Origin of the sequence: Paraburkholderia nodosa, assembly GCF_001718195.1 — a bacterium.
In the GTDB taxonomy this organism is placed as follows: Bacteria; Pseudomonadota; Gammaproteobacteria; order Burkholderiales; family Burkholderiaceae; genus Paraburkholderia; species Paraburkholderia nodosa_A.
This window is the reverse complement of sequence record NZ_MCNV01000002.1, coordinates 34106-52378: the sequence shown is the minus strand read 5'-3', so window position 1 is coordinate 52378 and position 18273 is coordinate 34106. Positions and strand designations below refer to the sequence as shown.

Genomic DNA, 18273 nt, shown 5'->3' with positions numbered 1-18273 from the left:
TCATGCGGTGCTCGCGTGGGCATGCCTCGTGCCGTTCCTGGTCGCGGGCAGCGCACCGCGCGCACCGCGCATCGCTTCCAAGGAGACGAAATGGCTCAGTTCAACTGCGATATCTGCGGCGTGCGCCCCGCGACGGTGCGGGTCGCCGTGTTGCAGGACGGCAGGCGGCGCTTTCTCGATGTCTGCGACTATCACTACGCGCAACTCACGCGGCATCAACGGACCTTGAGCCCGCTGGAGGCGCTGTTTCGCGCCTCGCAGCAGGGTGACGGCACGGACGATGCGGGCGGCCCGGCGGCTGAACCTACGCCACAGGCCATGGAAGCGGGCGACGGCGCCATCGTCGAACGCTATTTCAGCGACGTGGCGCGTGAATTGCTCCAGCGCGCGGCGGAGCGGGCGGTGCAGTTCGGGCGGCGCGAAGTCGACACCGAGCATCTGCTTTACGAACTCGCGGGCAACGACGCGGGCGCGGCGATCCTCAAGCGCCTCGGCATTCAGCCCGACGATGTGCGCGCGTTCATCGACGCCAACGCGCAAAAGCGCGAAGGCGCGCCCGCGCGGGAGGACGGCCGTATCGGCGTCTCCCCGCGCCTGAAGGGCGCGCTCGACCGCGCATTTCTCGTCTCGCGCGAACTGGGTCACAGCTACGTTGCGCCGGAGCATCTGCTCTTCGGGCTCACGCAGGTGCCGGAAAGTTTTGCGGGCCATCTGCTGGGCCGCTACGGCGTCACGCCCCAGAAGGTATTGCAGCGGCTCGTGGAGGCCCAGGGCGACAAACGCGAGCGTCCCGCCGCGAAGGGGCCGAGCGCGACGCCGCAGCTCGACCAATACAGCCGCGATCTCACCGCGCTCGCGAGCGAGGGCAAGCTTGACCCCGTGATCGGCCGTTCGAGCGAGATCGAGACCGTGGTCGAAGTGCTCGCGCGCCGGCGCAAGAACAATCCGGTGTTGATCGGCGAACCGGGGGTGGGCAAGACCGCGATCGCCGAAGGCCTCGCGCAACGCATGCTCAACGGCGACGTGCCCGAATCGCTGCGCGGGCGGCGCCTCGTCGAGCTGAACGTCAACGGGCTGATCGCGGGCGCGAAGTATCGCGGCGAATTCGAAGAGCGCGTGAAAAGCGTGATGGAGGAAATCTCGGCGCAGCGGGAAAGCCTCGTGCTCTTCATCGACGAGGTGCACATGATCGTCGGCGCGGGCCAGGGCGGCGGCGAGGGCGGGCTCGACATCGCCAATGTCTTCAAGCCCGCGATGGCGCGCGGCGAACTGAACCTGATCGGCGCCACGACGCTCTCCGAGTACCAGAAGTACATCGAGAAGGACGCGGCGCTCGAGCGGCGCTTTCAGCCCGTGTTCGTCTCCGAGCCGAGCGTCGATCAGACGATCAACATCCTGCGCGGCTTGCGCGACAAGCTCGAGGTGCATCACCACGTCACCATTCGCGACGACGCGCTCGTTTCGGCGGCCGAGCTCTCGGACCGCTACGTGATGGGGCGCTTCCTGCCCGACAAGGCGATCGATCTCGTCGACCAGGCGGCGGCACGCGTGCATCTTTCGGCCACCTCGCGACCTGCGGCGATCCTCGAACTCGAAGCGGAGCTGGCGCAATTGCGGCGCGAGCAGGACTACGCGGCGACGCGCAAAAATTTCGAGCGCGCCCATACGCTGGACGAGCCGATCGCCGACAAGGAAAAGGCGCTCACGCAGGCCACCAACGACTGGAAAGGTCAGCTCGGCACCGTGACCTCGGACGTGACGAGCGAAGACGTCGCGGAGATCGTCTCGAAGCTCACGGGCGTGCCGGTCACGCAATTGACCGCCGAGGAGCGCACGCGGCTGCTCGAAATGGAAGCGCGGCTGCATGAGCGTGTGATCGGGCAGGAACAGGCCATCGTCGCGGTCAGCGACGCGGTGCGCCGTTCGCGCGCCGGGCTGCGGCGCGGCCGGCGGCCCACGGCAGTCTTCCTGTTCCTCGGGCCGACCGGCGTGGGCAAGACGGAGCTTGCGAAGGCGCTGGCCGAAGTGGTGTTCGGCGACGAAGACGCCATCGTGCGCATCGACATGAGCGAGTACATGGAGCGCCACGCGGTGTCGCGGCTGATCGGCTCGCCGCCGGGTTACGTCGGCTATGACGAAGGCGGCCAGTTGACCGAGAAGGTGCGCCGCCGACCCTATTGCGTGATCCTGCTCGACGAAATCGAGAAAGCACACGCCGACGTCTACAACGTGCTGCTGCAGGTGTTCGACGACGGCCGGCTTACCGACGGCAAGGGGCGCGTGGTCGACTTCAGCAATACGGTCGTGATCGCGACGAGCAATCTCGGCTCCGACCTGGTCTCCGGGCAAAAGCGCTCGGGGCCGGGGTTTCTGTCGAGCGCAGAAGGGTCGATGCAAGGCGCGGTGATGGGCGAGCTGCGCCAGCATTTCCGGCCCGAGTTCCTGAATCGCATCGACGAGATCATCATGTTCCAGCCGCTCACGAGCGACGAGCTGCGCTCGATCGTGCGGCTGCAGCTCGAACAGGTCCGGCGGATGGCACACAGCCAGGACATCGACCTGACGTTCGACGACAGCGTGATCGATTACCTCGCGGCGGAGGGATATCGGCCGGAATTCGGCGCGCGCGAGTTGAAGCGCAAGATGCAGCAGGCGGTGGAGAACGAGCTGGCGAAGGAAATGCTCAAGGGCGGCGTGAAAGAGGGCGCCAAAGTCGTATGCCGTTACGACGCGGCGGGCAAACGCATGGCATTCGCGTTGCAGGGGGCGGCCGCAAGCTGATGCAGGCGGCCGGGCGGCGTTGCCCGTGCTCGCGCGCCTAACGCACCAGCTTCGGGCGCGAGACGGGTTTGACGCCCGGACGTTCGACGGCCCGCCGGATCCTGGCGAGCAGGTCGCCCTCGTGGAATCGCCGGTCCTGCGCAAAACGCTCGGCGACCGTGAGATAGGCGCCGTGCAGGCGGCTCATGATTTCCTCGCCTTCGGACTGCCGCAGGCCGAGGCGCCGGGCGAAGGCATGGAGTTCCGCCGGCAGCGGGAACGTCTTGCTCCGGTTGAGGCCGAGCGCCATGCGCCCATCGAGATCCGGATAGATGTCCGTGCAGACCACGTCGAACACCGGAGCGAGCCGGCGCGGTCCGGTCGGATCGATATAGAGGATTCCCAGGTTCTTCATGTGGGCGTCGCCGTCGCGCAACAGGCACGAGAGGGCGATGCGCTCGAACAGGCGGCGTTTCTGCGCCGGGTCCGATCGTGTATAGATGTCCACGGCCTTGGCGATCATCTCGTAGCTGCCCTCGTATTTCGCCTTGCCGGTGAGCACGCTCATGTCTTCGAATCCGATGGGCGTGCCGTCCGCCTCGCGGTCGAAGCGTGACATGACGAAGAGTTTGCCGTCTTCGGAAAGCCAGAAGTCGGGGACTTCGAGCGCGGCCTCTTTCGCCACCGACATGCAGAAGTATTCGTTGCGCGCGAGACCGGGGAAGTCGTCGCCTTCGGCCTTCACGATCACCGTGCGCAGGGGCAGCGCCGTGTGTTCGGCGGGGCGCGGGGCGTTTTCTGCGGCGAGCGGGACGACCGCCTTCGGCTGCACGCCGGAGATGCCCGAGCCGAGTGCATAGCGGTCGATCAGGCGCTCGAACAGCCGGCCCGACGGCGAGGAAAGCAATTCGTCCAGACGTTCGCCGTCGCTCTGCGGCACCCGCTCTCCCGGCACGGAATAGGTGAGCCGCCCGATTTGATTGGTGCCGGCGAGAAAGAGCAGAAACATGTCGCTCGGCGCACCGTAACGCGCGAGCCGTTCCTCGATGACGAAACGCAGGTAGCCCTCTGGCCGGTTCATCGCGAAGATGCCCATCAGGTCGCCGCTCGCGTAACTCTGGCGCCGCACGGGCATGGTGAGTGATACGGCGGCCATGTCGGGCGCGTCGCCGTAATTGAAGACGAAGCGGCTCTCGCGCGCCAGCAGACCGCTCGGTCCCTGCGGCGTATGGACTTCCAGGTTGCGGATTTCGCGCAGGAGCCGCTCGAGGTCGAATGAGGCGCTCGCAGTCATTCGTCGTCCCTGAATATGTCGTTCAGGTCCTCGAGGATGACGGTATCCATGGGGCGAAGCACGACTTCATAGCCGAGCGCGTTCACGAGCCGGCAGAGTTCGCGTACGCCGACGTTGCCTGCGTGTTCGGCGTTCGTGACGGTGCGACGGGCGACGCCGGCCTGCTCCGCCAAGGCCTGCTGGGTCAGCTTGCGCTCGCGGCGCGTCGCGCGCAGGCCTTCTGCCAGGCGCTCGGCGTTGGAAATCGAGAGGTTCGCGGGTTTTTTGCGCATCATAGTGCGCATTATAGGTTGTTATCCAGCAGCTTGCGCAGAATTCTGCGCATCCAATCAATCGGGATTCGTGGCGGAAAATGCGCGCAATTTTGCGCAAGATGATGGATAAAACGCCGATATGCGCAATATCGTGCGCATATCGGCGTTTCAGGGGTCAATGCGTGTTCGTTGAAGATTCAACGGTTTACGTCGTATTTTCCCGCCAGGGGCCGCTTCACATCGACCGCAGCGCCGAGCGCTTGAGCTTGCCGGTCTCGGTGCGCGGCAATGCGTCGATAAAGGCGATCAGGCGCGGATATTTGTACGCCGCCACCGCGTTCTTCACGAAGTTCTGCAACTCGGCGACCAGGGCGTCGCCGGCGCTGAAGCCCGGGCGCAAGACGACGAACGCCTTCACCACCTGGCCACGCACTTCGTCGGGCACGCCCGTTACGCCGCACTCGGCCACGGCGGGGTGCTGCATGAGCACCGTCTCGACTTCGGGACCCGCGATGTTGTAGCCCGACGAAACGATCATGTCGTCGGAGCGGGCCTGGTAGAACACATAGCCGTCGGCGTCGATGGATACGGCGTCGCCGGGCAGGTTCCAGCCGCCGCGCACGAACACGGCCTGGCGTTCGTCGGCGAGATAGCGGCAGCCGGTCGGGCCGCGCACGGCCAGATTGCCCGTCACGCCGGGCGCCACCGGCTGCAGGTCATTGTCCAGCGCCTGCACGACGTAGCCCGGCACCGCGCGGCCGATCGAGCCGGGGCGCACATCGGCGCCGGCGGACGACACGAAAATATGAATCAGTTCCGTGCCGCCAATCCCGTCGATCATCTCGATGCCCGTCGCGTCGCGCCATAGATCGCGCGTGGCCTGCGGCAGCGCTTCTCCGGCGGATACCGTCTTGCGCAGGCTGGCCAGGTCGTACTGCGTGACGAGCGCCGCCATCTGCCGGTAGAACGTGGGCGCGGTGAAGACGATCGTCGCGTGAAAACGCTGGATCGTGTCGAGCAGCAGCGCCGGCGTGAGCTTTTCGATCAGCACCGTCGACGCGCCGACGCGCAGCGGAAAACACAGCAGCCCGCCCAGTCCGAACGTGAACGCGAGCGGCGGCGTGCCGCAGAACACGTCCTCGGCCGTGGGCTTCAGAATGTGGCGCGGGAACAGGTCGCACATGGCGATCACGTCGCGGTGAAAGTGCATGCAGCCCTTGGGCATGCCCGTCGTACCGCTCGTGAAGGCAATCAGGCAGACGTCGTCGCTGGCCGTGTCGCAGGCCGTGAAGTCGGCGGGCTTGTGTGCCGCGAGCGCTTCCAGCGTGCCCGGCGCGGTGTCGTGAAAGTAGCAGACCTGCTTGATGCTTTCGCAAAAGAACTCGTCGGCGGAGTCCATGCAGCGCGCGAGCTCTTCAGTGAGCCGCACGTCGCACAGCGCCGCGCAAACCTGCGCCTTGTCTGCGATCTGCTTGAGTTCCTTTGCACGCAAGAGCGGCATGGTGGGAATCACCACGAGCCCCGCCTTGAGCGACGCGAGAAACGCCACCGCCATTTGCAATGTGTTCGGCCCGCGTAACAGGACGCGGTTGCCCGGCTTCAGTCCCATGTCTTCCACCAGCACGCGGGCGCTGCGATTGACGAGCGCGAGCAGTTCGGCGTACGTGGTGGCTTGTGGCTTGCCATCGATATCCGACCAGATGGCCGGGCGTTCGCCGTGTCCCGCCTCGATCGCGCGGTCAAGCAACTCGACCGCGCAATTCATGCGCGCAGGGTAGGCAACATCGGGATTGTCGAGCAGCATGTCGGGCCACTGCGACTCGGGCGGCAGATGATCGCGTGCGAACGTATCGACATGGGCGGTGGGTTGCATGGCGTCTCCGGCTGTCTGTATGAGCTGATCGTGCTGTTGCGCGGGCGCCGGTCTACTGGCGCGAGAGACGCGCGTCGTCGGGAATCACGGCCGTCGCTTCGATTTCCACTTTGGCGTCGTCTTCCATGAGGGCCACCACCTGCACCGCGCTCATGGCGATCTCGTAGTCGCCGATCAGCTCGCGAAACGCAGCGCCAATTTCCTTCAGCGATGCCAGGTACTCCTTCTTGTCGGTGACATACCAGGTCATGCGCACGAGGTGCTCGGGCTTGCCGCCCGCGGTTTCGAGAACGGCAACGATATTGCGTAGCGCCTGCACGGCCTGGGCGCCGAATTCGCGGCTCGTGAAGCGCGCGTTCCCGTCCCAGCCGATCTGGCCGGCGATATAGACCTGCGTGCCGGCAGCGGCGACGCCGTTGGCATAACCGCGCGGCTTGACCCAGCCTGCGGGAAGAAGGGCTCGTTTCATGTTTTCGTCCGGTTCCGTAGTGAAGCGTCGCGCAGCAGGCGCTTACGCGGCGTTGTATGCCTTGAGCAAGCCACGCCCGACAATGAGCTGCTGGACCTCGGTCGCGCCTTCGTAAATGCGCAGCGAGCGAATCTCGCGGTAGAGCGACTCGACGATGTTGCCGCTTTGCACGCCCATGCCGCCCCAAAGCTGCACGGCCGCATCGATCACCTGCTGCGCGCCTTCGCTTGCATGCCACTTCGCCATGGCGGCTTCGCGCGTCACGCTTTCGCCCTGGTCGCGCAGCCACGCCGCGCGATAGACGAGCAGGGCGCTGCTGTCGATGGTGAGCGCCATCTGCGCGAGTTTTGCCTGGGTCAGCTGAAAATCGCCGAGCGTCTGGCCGAACATCTTGCGCGAAGCGGCGCGCGCGAGCCCTTCGGCCATCGCGCGGCGTGCGAAGCCGAGCGAAGCCGCGGCGACCGAGGTGCGGAAAATATCGAGTGTGCGCATGGCGATCTTGAAGCCTTCCCCCGGCGCGCCGAGCATCTGGCTGCGCTTCACGCGCGCGCCGGTAAAGCGCAGGCGCGCGAGCGGATGCGGCGCGATCACGTCGATGCGTTCGGCGATTTCGAGCCCCGGTGTGTCGGCATCGACCACGAACGCGCTGATGCCGCGCGAGCCCGGCGCCTCGCCGGTGCGGGCGAATACCACGTAGAAGTCGGCGATGCCGCCGTTCGAGATCCATGTTTTTTCGCCGTCGAGCACGTAGTCGTCGCCCTCGGCGCGTGCGGCGAGCGCCATCGCGGCGACGTCGGAGCCTGCTTCGGGCTCGGAGAGCGCAAACGCGGCGATGGCTTCGCCGCGCGCGACGCGCGGCAGATAGCGCGACTTTTGCGCTCCGTTGCCAGCCAGCGAGATCGCGCCCGAACCGAGGCCCTGCATGGCGAGCGCGAAGTCGGCGAGACCCGAGTGTTTCGCGAGCGTTTCGCGCAGCAGGCAGACGGCGCGCGTGTCGATCGTGTCGCCATGGCCGCCATAAGCGGTGCCGCCCACGCCGTAGCGTAGCCAGCCGGCTTCGCCGAGCTTGCGCACGAGCGCGCGGCAGGTCGCATCGACGTCGTCGTGCGGCACGTGCACGAGATGCTCACGCGCCCATGCTTCGATTCCCGCGCCGAGCGCGCGATGGCGATCTTCGAAGAACGGCCACGCGAGTGCGTCGTGGAGATTCGTTTCAACGGCAGCGTTCAATTCAATCCCCTTCGAAAACCGGGCGCGTTTTGGCCGCGAACGCCTCATAGGCGCGGCCGAAATCGCGCGTGGCCATGCAGATCGCCTGCGCCTGCGCTTCGGACTCGATGGCCTCGTCGATGCTCATGGTCCATTCCTGATGCAGCATCGTCTTGGTGATGCCGTGCGCAAAGGTCGGACCGGAGGCGAGATCGGCGGCGAGTTTCTGTGCATCGGCGAGCAGCATTTCGGGCTCGCAAATGCGGTTGTAGAAGCCCCATGCGTGGCCTTCTTCTCCGCTCGCGGAGCGGCCCGTGTAAAGCAGCTCGGCTGCGCGGCCCTGACCGATGATGCGTGGCAGGATCGCGCACGCGCCCATGTCGCAGCCCGCGAGCCCCACGCGCGTGAAAAGGAACGCGAGCTTGCTGCGCGCGGTGGCGTAGCGCATGTCGGAGGCCATGGCGAGAATCGCGCCCGCTCCGGCGCAGACGCCGTCCACGGCGGCGATGATCGGCTGCGGGCAGTGGCGCATGGCTTTCACGAGGTCGCCGGTCATGCGCGTGAACATCAGCAGTTCGGGCATCGGCAGATCGATGAGCGGCGCGATGATGTCGTGAACGTCGCCGCCCGAGCAGAAGTTTTCGCCCGCGCCATGCAGCACGATGGCCTTCACGTCCGTCGCATAGGCGAGCTGGCGAAACAGATCGCGTAGTTCCGCATACGATTCGAACGTGAGCGGATTCTTGCGTTCGGGGCGGTTCAGCGTGATGCTTGCGACGCGGCCTTGAACCGACCAGCCGAAATGTTGCGCCTCATAACCGGCAAGCGTGAGGCGGTTGCCCGCGAAGAGCGCTTCGGCGCTGGAACGTGTCGTCAAGATATGTCTCCCGGATCTTTGCAATTTCAGTGTGATCAGCTTTCGAGCCCGTTGCGCAGATGCTGTTTGAGCTTGCCGAGCCGCTCGTGCATCTTCGACTTCTCGTCGAGCGAGAGGCCGCCGAACAGTTCCACCACCCATTGCTCGTGCGCGGCCGCCATGCGGTCGAACAGGGCGCGGCCCTCGGGCGTGAGGCGCACCACGAAGGCGCGCCGGTCGTCGGGGGCCACGTCGCGTACGACGAGGCCTTCCTTTTCGAGCTGATCGGTTATGCCCGTGACGTTGCCGCCCGTCACCATCAGGCGGCGCGAGAGTTCCGTCATGCGCAGACCTTCGGGGTGGCGCTCGAGCTGCGCCATCAGGTCGAAGCGCGGCAGCGTCGTGTCGAACTCGACGCGCAGGCGGCGGCGCAATTCGGCCTGCACGAGGTTCGTCGTGGTGAGCAGGCGCAGCCACAGGCGCAGGCCCATGTGGCTGTCGGCGCCCGTGCTCATTTCCATGTCGACGACATTCTCCGCCGGCTTTTCGACGCCCTTGCGCGGCGCTTTCGTTGCGGCCTTCGCGGTGGCGTTCTTGCGCGTGGATGCGGGCGATGTCATGTGATTTCTCCACCGGAAACGGATAGGGACTGGCCCGTGATCGCGGGCGATCCAGGCGCGCAAAGCCACAGTACGGCGTTGGCGACTTCTTCCGGCGTGACGAAACGCTGCTGCGGGTTGTGGCGCACGAGAATGCTGCGCGCCTCGGCTTCGCTGCGCGAAGTCTTGCGCGTGATCTGTTCGAGCGACGCCTGCAGCAGTTCCGTTTCCGTGTAGCCGGGGCACACGGCGTTCACGGTTACGCCCTGGGTGGCCACTTCGAGCGCAAGCGCGCGCGTCAAGCCGATCACGCCATGTTTCGAGGCGCAATAGGCGGCGACATACGGATAGCCGACCTGGCCCGCCGTGCTCGCGACATTGACGATGCGTCCGGCTTTGCGCGCGAGCATGCCGGGCAGCACCGCGCGCGTGCACAGAAACGCGCCGGTGAGATTCACGTCGAGCATGCGCTTCCACAGCGCGAGGTCGGTTTGTGTGAACGGCGCGGCCTGAGCCTGGCCCGCGTTGTTCACGAGGATATCGACGGCGCCGAGCGATTGCGCCGCATGCACGAACGCGGCGTTTACGGCGTCTTCGTCGGTGATATCGACGCTCACGCAAGCCACGTTCTCGCCGCCGCCGAGCGCGGCACGCTGGGCGTCGAGCCGCGTGGCGTCACGGCCCATCAGTGTGACGCGCGCACCGGCATGCAGGAGCGCGGCGGCAGTCGCCGCGCCGATGCCGCTGCCGCCGCCGGTCACGACGGCATGACGATCGTTCAGGATTGCCTGGTTCATGCTCACACGGTTCCTTCGGCGCGTTGCGCACGCTCGATCGGCGACAGGCCGGCCGCGGCTGCCGCTGCGGCGCGTTCGCGCTCGATGTTGCGTTCGAGTTGGGTCTTGGCCGCCATGTACTGGTTCGGCCACTTGATGTCGAGATAGCCGATGCGCGCCGCTTCGGTGAGCGTCCACGAGGGGTTGGCCAGGTGCGGCCGCGCCACGGCGCACAGGTCGGCGCGACCGGCAGCGATGATGCCGTTCACGTGATCCGCTTCGGAAATCGCCCCGACGGCGATCGTCGCGATGCCCGCTTCGTTGCGGATGCGGTCGGCGAAAGGCGTCTGGAACATGCGGCCGAAGACGGGTTTTTCTTCCTTGCTCACCTGGCCCGACGAAACGTCGATCATGTCCGCGCCTGCCGCCTTGAACGCGCGCGCGATTTCGATGGCGTCGTCGGGCGTGTTGCCGCCTTCCACCCAGTCGTGTGCCGAGACGCGTACTGAAATGGGCTTGTTTTCCGGCCAGACCGCGCGCATCGCCTTGAAAACCTCGAGCGGATAACGCAGCCGGTTTTCGATCGATCCGCCGAACTCGTCGGTGCGCTGGTTCGTGAGCGGCGAGAGGAAGCTGGAAAGCAGATAGCCGTGCGCGCAGTGCAATTCGAGCCAGTCGAAGCCCGCTTCGTCTGCCATTTGCGTGGCTTGGACGAATTGCGCCTCGATGTCGCGCAGTTCCTGGGTGCTCGCTTCATGCGACCACTGGCTCACACCGCGCAGATATTGCTGCGGCGAAGCGGAGACGAGCGGCCAGTTGCCGTCGTCGAGCGGCTGGTCGATGCCTTCCCATGCCACGCGCGTCGAGCCCTTGGCGCCGGAATGGCCGAGCTGCATGCCGATTTTCGCGTCCGAGTTCGCATGCACGAAATCGACGATGCGCTTCCACGCCTGCAGATGCTCGGGCGCATACATGCCGGGGCACGCGGGCGTGATGCGGGCCTCGGGGGAGACGCAGGTCATTTCGGTCATCACGAGCGCGGCGCCGCCCATGGCGCGCGCGCCCAGATGCATGAGGTGATAGTCGCCGGCCACGCCGTCATGGGCGGAGTACTGCGCCATCGGCGAGACGATCACGCGGTTTTTCAACGTCACGCCACGCACCGTAAAAGGCGTGAACATGGGCGGCACGGCGCGCGCCTCGCCACCCGCGCGTTGCGCGAGCCACGTTTCGAAGCCGGACAGATAATGCGCGTCGCGCTCGCGCAGATTCTCGTGCGAGATGCGCTGCGAGCGCGTGAGCAGCGAATAGGCGAACTGCTCCGGATCGAACTTCGCGTAGCGGTCCACGTGCTCGAACCACTCCGTGGAATTGCGCGCGGCGTTCTGAATGCGCAGGACGTCCACGCTACGCACGTTCGTGTAGTGCGTGAGCGCCGCGCGCAGATCGCCGGGATGCGCTTGCATGCTGTTGGTGAGTTCGATCGCGTCTTCGAGCGCGAGCTTCGTGCCCGAGCCGATCGAGAAGTGCGCGGTGTGCGCCGCGTCGCCCATCAGCACGACAGGCGTTTGCTTACCGTCGGCCGCGGTTTTCCAGTGCACCCATTCGCGATTGACCACGCGGGGAAAGCGGATCCATTGCGACGAGCCGCGCATGTGCGACGCGTTCGAGCGCAGCGCGTGGCCGTCGAGATAACGCGCGAACAGCTTCTCGCAGAACGCGATGCTGTCTTCCTTGCTCATGGTGTCGAGGCCGGCTGCGCGCCACACCTGATCGGGCGTTTCGACGATGAACGTCGACGTGTTGTCGTCGAAGCGGTAGGCGTGCGCCTGGAACCAGCCCCATTCGGTTTCTTCGAACGCGAACGTGAACGCGTCGAAGAGTTTCGATGTGCCGAGCCAGACGAAGCGGCAGTTGCGCAAATCGATATCCGGCTGATACGTGGCGGCGTACTTCTGGCGCGTGGCGCTGTTCAGGCCGTCGCTCGCAATGATGAGGTCCGCGTGGGCGACGTCGTCGTCGGTGATCTGCGATTCGAATACGAGCTTCACACCGAGCGCCTCGCAGCGCGCCTGCAGGATGTTGAGCAGACGCTTGCGGCCAATGCCGCAGAAGCCATGGCCCGACGAGCGGATTGCGCTGCCGCGAAAGTGAATCTCGATGTCGTCCCAATGATTGAAGGCGTCGAGAATTTCGTCCGCGCTTTCGGGGTCGGCCGCGCGCAGGTTGCCCAGCGTCTGGTCCGAGAACACCACGCCCCAGCCGAACGTGTCGTACGGGCGGTTCCGTTCGATTACGGCGATTTCGTAGTCGGGGTGACGGCGCTTCATCAAAAGGCCGAAATAGAGGCCTGCGGGCCCGCCACCCATGCAAACAATGCGCATGCTCGCTCCTTCGTTCAGTCTGCAAGGCCAATGTAGGTTCAATTACTTTAGGTGTCAAGTAATATGCGAGCGAGGGCGGGATGGCCCTGGGCGCAGCGGCGAAACATCTGAATATTTGTGGAACCCTTGGTGCGGCGCGGCGTCAACTCGCCAATGACGCAAGCAAAGGGAACACGCAGGCTTTCGTGCGCCTTTCCACGAGACGCGACGGCCCAAATGCCGCGACGGTGCAGACGCCGGGACGCCATGGGATGTGGCACCAGAAACGGGCGGACGCCGATTCCGTGTGCATGGCGCGCACCGTCCGGGGCTGCGCGCGCGACTGCGTGCAACCGTGAAGTGGGCGAAATGCTTACCATGGGTTACGCAGGCCCATTGCGCGTGGAGCTGGCATTAAAGTCGCTTGGTGAGGCGGCGCTCCGGCGCAGCCTTTTACGGAACCCTTTCATGCGTTGCGCGTGTGGCCATGAATCGATCAGGCATCCTTACAAAAATAGCCGTAAAGCTGACAGCTTCATCGAATCGAAGTCGCGCACCCCTTCAATCGTAATCTTCGACACGAACGGGAGTCGTCACCCATGAGTCAGACAGCGAAGCGATCGATCGAAATCGACTTTTTCCGGGGTTTCGCTTTGATTTCCATCGCGCTCGATCACATTCCTTCCAGCGTGCTTTCGCATGCGATGCTGCACAACTTCGCGTTCTGCGACTCCGCGGAAGTGTTCGTGTTCGTGAGCGGCTATGTATGCGCGGCGAGTTGGCTCGCCATTGCCGGACGCAAGGGCGAGGGCGCGGCCAACCGGCGCTTCTGGCGTCGCGGGCGCGAGATCTACGCCGCCTACCTGTGCACCGCTGCGCTCATGCTGCTGTCGGGCGCCGCCGCGGTAACGATGCGGGTGGATTCGCCGCTGGTCGCAGAGTCGGGTTATCTGCGCTTCGCCGCGCAGCCGTTCACGATGCTCGCCAATATCGCGGTGTTTCGCGACCAGCCGTATCTGGCCGGCGTCCTGCCCATGTACATCGTGCTCGTGATGCTCCTGCCATTCGTGATGCCACTTGCGCGCCGCTCGCCCGATCTCGTGCTCGTGGGCAGCTTCGTGCTGTGGTTCGGCGGGTGCTGGCTCGTGGGGTATTTGCCTACCGCGCCCGGCGCCATCTGGCCGTTCAACCCGTTTGCCTGGCAGGCCATGTTCATGCTGGGGCTGCTATGCCGCATCTATCCGGTGTCGCGTGCGTTCCAGGTCTCCTGGACGGGCCGCGCGTTGACAGCGTTCGCGCTGGTGCTCGTCGCCACGTTCGCGTTCATCCAGTTGTTCGCCGATCTGGACCCTCAGCCTGGCTACATGAAGCAGAATCTCGCGAGCGTGCGCATCGTGAACTTCGCCGCCGTGGCGTGGCTCGCCGCGCAGGCGGTGCGCAAGGGCTGGATAGCGTGGCTTGCGCAGCGGCTGCCGGCCGTCGTCACCGTGGGGCAGCAGGGCCTCGTCTGTTTCGTGGGGGGCGCGGTGGCTTCGAACGTCATCGACACGCTGCTGCGTGCAACGCATGTCACCGCTTCGTTGCCCGCACGGCTCGCGGGCGACGTGCTCGCGGTCGGCGCATTGCTCGCGCTCGCGGGTGGCATGCGGCGCCTGAAAGCGGTACGGCCGCGCGTCGCGCTTACGTGAAGCGCGACGGCAACGATTCAACGCACGACGCGCTCACGCCTTGCCAAGTTCGCGCACATCAGTGACGGGCAACGAGCCGAAGGCATCGCTCAACGCATAGTCGATCAATTGTTGCGCGGCCGCTTCGGGCGTGGACAGCAAACCGTTCTGCTTGAGCTGTTCGAAGCGCTCGCGCATCGGGAACTGGTCGACGCTCGTCGCGCGGATCATCTTTTGCATGCCGGTATCGATCACGCCAGGTGCGATGCTGCAAATGCGCAGGCCGGCCGGCGCATCGAGGGCGACGGCGCGCGCGTGGTGGTCGAGCGCGGCCTTGGTCGCGCAATACACGCTCCAGCCCGCATACGCGTTGCGCGCGGCGCCGCTCGAAATATGCACGATGCGTCGTGATGCGCTCGCGCCGGGCGCAGACGTGGCGGCGAGCGCATTCGCGAGCATCAACGGCGCTGCCACGTTGAGCGTCACGGCGCGTGCGATGGCGAGCGGGTCCTGCGCGCCGAGCGGGGCAATCGGCTCGACGCTGCCCGCGTTGTTGAAGAGCAGCACGCACTGCGCGCCGAGCGCGAACGCATCGAGCGTGTCGCCCGCCAGCCAGCGTTCGAGTGCGGCGGGATCGGCGAGGTCCACGACGGCCTCGGCGAACCGTTCCGGATGGCGGGAAGCCAGTTCCGCATGCGCGCCACGGCCGAGGCCGAGCACCTCGATGTCCCGTTGCAGCAGCGATTGCGCGAGCGCCGCACCCAATCCGCGCGTATGGCCGGTCACGATGGCGCGAATGGTGGAACGGGGGGCGGATGTCGAAATCGTCATGGTGTCGTGATGATAAAGGGATGCGATCCTTGCGTGCGCAAGGTGTCGATGCATGAAATCGAGGGATTTTGCCGCGCGCCGCATGTAGTCGCGGTGTGGCGCGGCACACGACGGCGGACGCGAAACGGGGCGCAACAAACGATTGCCCGGTTGGATCGGCCGTGTTTTCGGTATCATAGCGTCCGGTTCCATATGGAAGAGATCTGGACGTGAAAGCCGCATCGCAACAACGCCGTACCCTGAGCTTCAAGGAAGGTCTTCTTGAGATCAAGAAGAGCATGGGGGGCGGCTCAGGCCAGCCAGCCGAAGAACAGGCGCAAAAATCGCAAGGCAAGCCCGCTCACAAGGGCGCGAAGGGCCATGGCGGCTCGCACGCCCCGAAGGGCCCGCGTGCGCCGAGAGAGGGTTCGGCGGCTGCTGGCGCAGCCGGCGGCAAGGACGAGCGTGCGCGCTCGCGCCATGGCCGGCCTCAGGGCGCGCGAGCGCAGGAGCAGAATCAAGGTGAGCAGGGGCAGCGCGCGCAGCAGCCGCGCCGGCCGCAGCAGCCGAAGCCGGCCCGCGGACCTGAGGCGGCCGAGCGTTCCGGGCAGCAGCAACGCCGCCGTCCGGCGCGTCCCCAGCAGCCGCCGGCCGCGAATCTGAGCGAGGCCGAAAAGGCGCGCATCGAGCGCAATCGCCAGTTGAACACGGTCTGGAATGTGTTCGCGAAGCACTACCCGGCTTTCCGCGACCGTTTGCCGCTCAAGATCGGCGTGGCCGAGGACCTCGTCGCGCGTCACCCCGAGTACGAGCGCACGATGATCGTCGCCGTGCTCAAGCGCCATGTGAACCATCCGCGCTATCACGAGCGCGTGGCCGCAGGCGGCTCGCGCTACGAACTCGACGGCACGGCTTCGGAAGGTCCGGGCATCGACCCGTCGCACGTCGGCCGCGCAAATGCGGCGCTGGCGCGTCAGAAGGCCAAGGCCGAGGCGCAAGCCAAGGCGCGCGAAGAGGGCAACGCCCAGCCGGAGGTCAAGACAGAAGCCAAGGCCGAGGCGAAGACCGAACCCGCGCCCCAGCTCGAAGCCCAGAGCGTAGAGCCGCAAGGCCCGTCCAGCGCGCCGGAAGCCGCGGTACAGCAACCGGAAAACGGCGAGACGCCCGCAAGCGGCGCCTGAGCCCGCGCGCCGGAAGTTCCCTCGTCGAAACGCCCCTCTCGCGGCACCGCCGCGCGAGGGGCGTTCGCACGTCTGGCGAGGCGCTGCCGATCGATGCGCGCGCAACCTTCGGCGCGCACGTCGGCCTTCGTATCGGGAACTCGGGTGCTTTCGATGCGCATCGCATGGCCGCCGATCGCACGCGAGGCAGCCTGAGCGAAGCAGGTAGCAGTGTTAGCGCGCGCTGGCCGAAGCGGTGCCTTGCGCGGCAGCCTGCGCGGAGGCCGCCGATGTCGCGGAGGGTGCTGCAGCAGGGCCGGATGCGCCGATCGCGGCCGTTGCCGCCGCAGCCGCAAAGGCGGAAGCCGCCGATGCCGCCAGCCCGACGCTCGCCCGCGCATCGCTCGCGGCCGGCGTGCTAGCGGTGTCGAGCACCCGGCTGAACTCCACGGCGCGCGTGCGGATCTTTTCCGCATAGGCCTTCGATCCGCCATAGTTCTTCATCGCGGCATTGAGGTCGCCGCCGGCAGCCCGCTGGTAGCCATAGAGGATCGACGAGCCCACGTCGATGTTGACCTCGGGGTCGGTGAGATCCTTGTTGTGCAGGAGATTGCGATGCGCCGACGGCACGACCTGCATGAGTCCGGTCGCGCCATTCGCGCCGTGCGCCTTCTCGCGAAAGCGCGACTCGATCGAGATGATGGCGAGCAGCACTGCAGGCGGCAGCGAATATTTCTCGGCGGCGCCCGTGACGGCTTGCGAGATTTGCGCCGCTTTCCCTTTCGCGATACCGAACTTTTGCGTGAGGTATTTCGAAACCGCGCCGGACATGGCGCTGGAGCTTGCGGGAGCAACCTCGCTCGCAGCCGATGCGCCGACGACGTCGCTAGCGGGCGCCTGCTGCTGCGCCTGCGCGGCCGCGGTCTGCACGAGGCCCGGCAACAGGACGAGCAGGCAGAGGAACTGCCTCATGGCCGGTGCATAGGAGAAAAAGAAGGCGCAAGTATAACCGGCCCCGATTAATGAGGCCGGCTGCGTGTCATCCCGTTTTCACATCCCTGACCGGTGTCGTGCCGGGCGCGGCGCCCGGCGCCCGGCGCCCGGCGCGGCTTGAGGCCGAGTTCAGGCCGGGTTCAGTCCTTCCGCACCGAAGCCTTCCAGATTTCGTCGATGCTCGCGGCGAGCGCGGCATCGAACTCGGCGTCGCTCATCGACTTCGTGAGGTCGTTGATCAGCGCGCGCGAAAAGCTTGCAATCATGCGATGGTTTTTGGCGAGACGCTCGCACGCGTCAGTACGCGAGTAGCCGCCCGAGAGCGCCACCACGCGCACCACGCGCGGATGTTCGATGAGCGGCAGGTAGAAGTCGGGCGTATCGGGAATCGTGAGCTTGATCATCACGTTCTGCGAGGCGGGCAGCGCGTCGAGCCCTTTGAGCAGTTCGTCGCGCAACAGCTTCTCGGCCTTGGCCTTGTCGGGGGCCTTGATGGAGACTTCGGGCTCGAGGATCGGCACGAGTCCGTGCGCGGAAATCTGCGCGCCGAATGCGAACTGCTGCGCGGCGATGGAAGCGATGCCGGAAGGCGAAGCGTGCTCGATCACCGAGCGCATCTTGGTGCCGAAAATGCCGGCCGTCACCGCACGTTCGAGCAGGGCGTCCAGGCCCGGAATCGGCTTCATGAGGCGCACGCCGTCGGACTCGGCCTCCAGCCCCTTGTCGACCTTGAGGAACGGCACGACGCGGCGTTCGTTCCAGAGGAAGTCGGGCACCGGCTTGCCTTGCGCCCGGCCGTCCATGGTCGCCTCGAACAGGATCGCGCCAATCACCTTCTCGCCCGTGAATGCGGGGGCGCTGACGATGCGCACCCGCATTTCGTGGATGAGGCGAAACATTTCGGCGTCGCCGCTATACGCGCTTTCGGGGATGCCGTACTGGCGCAGCGCGCCAGGCGTCGAACCGCCGCTCTGGTCCAGCGCGGCGATGAAGCCCGGTTTGTCGCGCATCTGCGCCAGCATTTGCTCGTTTGCCATCGTCGTATCTCCCGTATTTGGGGCGCCCTTGCGGGCGCGGTTACTCGAATCGGGTCGCCGCCTGCTGCGACGAGTGTACTTGCGCCGCTGCGCCGCGTCTTTGCCATTATGTGGGCATGGCCGCGCAGCCGCGCTGAAGAGGGGAAACGATAA

Annotated in this window: 15 protein-coding genes; 3 read left to right on the top strand and 12 right to left on the bottom strand. The window is 66.0% G+C overall.

Features of this window, described 5'->3' with window-relative positions; all coding sequences use genetic code 11:
- Positions 1-90 precede the first annotated feature (90 nt).
- A complete protein-coding gene (locus BFD71_RS03590; protein ID WP_069261936.1) occupies positions 91-2781 on the top strand; it encodes an ATP-dependent Clp protease ATP-binding subunit in 2691 nt (896 codons plus the stop codon).
- A 37-nt stretch (positions 2782-2818) separates the two neighbouring features.
- Here the strand turns inward: BFD71_RS03590 and BFD71_RS03585 are convergent, their stop codons facing one another.
- The 9 genes from BFD71_RS03585 to BFD71_RS03545 all read right to left on the bottom strand — a co-directional run bounded on the left by BFD71_RS03585 (position 2819) and on the right by BFD71_RS03545 (position 12474).
- Positions 2819-4054: a type II toxin-antitoxin system HipA family toxin gene (locus BFD71_RS03585; protein WP_069261935.1), complete on the bottom strand. Its 1236-nt coding sequence runs from the start codon at positions 4052-4054 to the stop codon at positions 2819-2821.
- A complete protein-coding gene (locus tag BFD71_RS03580; protein WP_069261934.1) occupies positions 4051-4329 on the bottom strand; it encodes a helix-turn-helix domain-containing protein in 279 nt (92 codons plus the stop codon). The genes BFD71_RS03585 and BFD71_RS03580 overlap by 4 nt, the downstream gene beginning before the upstream one ends.
- Positions 4330-4543: 214 nt before the next feature.
- Complete coding sequence (locus tag BFD71_RS03575; protein WP_069261933.1) at positions 4544-6181, bottom strand: AMP-binding protein; 1638 nt, start codon at positions 6179-6181, stop codon at positions 4544-4546.
- A 52-nt stretch (positions 6182-6233) separates the two neighbouring features.
- On the bottom strand, positions 6234-6650 hold the full coding sequence (locus BFD71_RS03570) for a RidA family protein (RefSeq protein WP_069261932.1): 417 nt from the start codon (positions 6648-6650) through the stop codon (positions 6234-6236).
- A gap of 42 nt (positions 6651-6692) precedes the next feature.
- Complete coding sequence (locus tag BFD71_RS03565) at positions 6693-7880, bottom strand: acyl-CoA dehydrogenase family protein (RefSeq protein ID WP_069261931.1); 1188 nt, start codon at positions 7878-7880, stop codon at positions 6693-6695.
- A 1-nt stretch (position 7881) separates the two neighbouring features.
- Positions 7882-8736 carry an enoyl-CoA hydratase family protein gene (locus tag BFD71_RS03560; protein WP_069261930.1) on the bottom strand — a complete coding sequence of 285 codons (855 nt, stop codon included), beginning with the start codon at positions 8734-8736 and terminating at the stop codon, positions 7882-7884.
- 35 nt (positions 8737-8771) lie between these two features.
- Positions 8772-9335 carry a MarR family winged helix-turn-helix transcriptional regulator gene (locus tag BFD71_RS03555; RefSeq protein ID WP_069261929.1) on the bottom strand — a complete coding sequence of 188 codons (564 nt, stop codon included), beginning with the start codon at positions 9333-9335 and terminating at the stop codon, positions 8772-8774.
- Positions 9332-10111, bottom strand: coding sequence for an SDR family NAD(P)-dependent oxidoreductase (locus BFD71_RS03550; RefSeq protein WP_069261928.1), 780 nt, complete (start codon positions 10109-10111; stop codon positions 9332-9334). The genes BFD71_RS03555 and BFD71_RS03550 overlap by 4 nt, the downstream gene beginning before the upstream one ends.
- Positions 10112-10113: 2 nt before the next feature.
- Positions 10114-12474: a bifunctional salicylyl-CoA 5-hydroxylase/oxidoreductase gene (locus BFD71_RS03545; protein ID WP_069261927.1), complete on the bottom strand. Its 2361-nt coding sequence runs from the start codon at positions 12472-12474 to the stop codon at positions 10114-10116.
- A gap of 578 nt (positions 12475-13052) precedes the next feature.
- On the opposite strand from BFD71_RS03545, the gene opgC reads away from it, so the two are divergent.
- Positions 13053-14141, top strand: a complete 1089-nt coding sequence (gene opgC / locus BFD71_RS03540; RefSeq protein WP_069261926.1) for an OpgC domain-containing protein — start codon at positions 13053-13055, stop codon at positions 14139-14141.
- A 33-nt stretch (positions 14142-14174) separates the two neighbouring features.
- Here opgC and BFD71_RS03535 read toward each other — a convergent pair whose 3' ends face one another.
- Positions 14175-14951 (bottom strand): SDR family oxidoreductase, encoded by a 777-nt coding sequence (locus BFD71_RS03535; RefSeq protein ID WP_069261925.1) that lies wholly within the window; start codon positions 14949-14951, stop codon positions 14175-14177.
- A gap of 209 nt (positions 14952-15160) precedes the next feature.
- Here BFD71_RS03535 and BFD71_RS03530 point away from each other — a divergent pair, with 209 nt between their 5' ends.
- Positions 15161-16111, top strand: a complete 951-nt coding sequence (locus tag BFD71_RS03530) for a ProQ/FINO family protein (RefSeq protein WP_069261924.1) — start codon at positions 15161-15163, stop codon at positions 16109-16111.
- A 213-nt stretch (positions 16112-16324) separates the two neighbouring features.
- Here BFD71_RS03530 and BFD71_RS03525 read toward each other — a convergent pair whose 3' ends face one another.
- Together BFD71_RS03525 and BFD71_RS03520 are read right to left on the bottom strand one after the other, a co-directional pair.
- Complete coding sequence (locus BFD71_RS03525; protein WP_083245033.1) at positions 16325-17062, bottom strand: transglycosylase SLT domain-containing protein; 738 nt, start codon at positions 17060-17062, stop codon at positions 16325-16327.
- Between the two features lie 161 nt (positions 17063-17223).
- Positions 17224-18120, bottom strand: coding sequence for a fructose bisphosphate aldolase (locus tag BFD71_RS03520; protein WP_069261923.1), 897 nt, complete (start codon positions 18118-18120; stop codon positions 17224-17226).
- Positions 18121-18273: the final 153 nt, after the last annotated feature.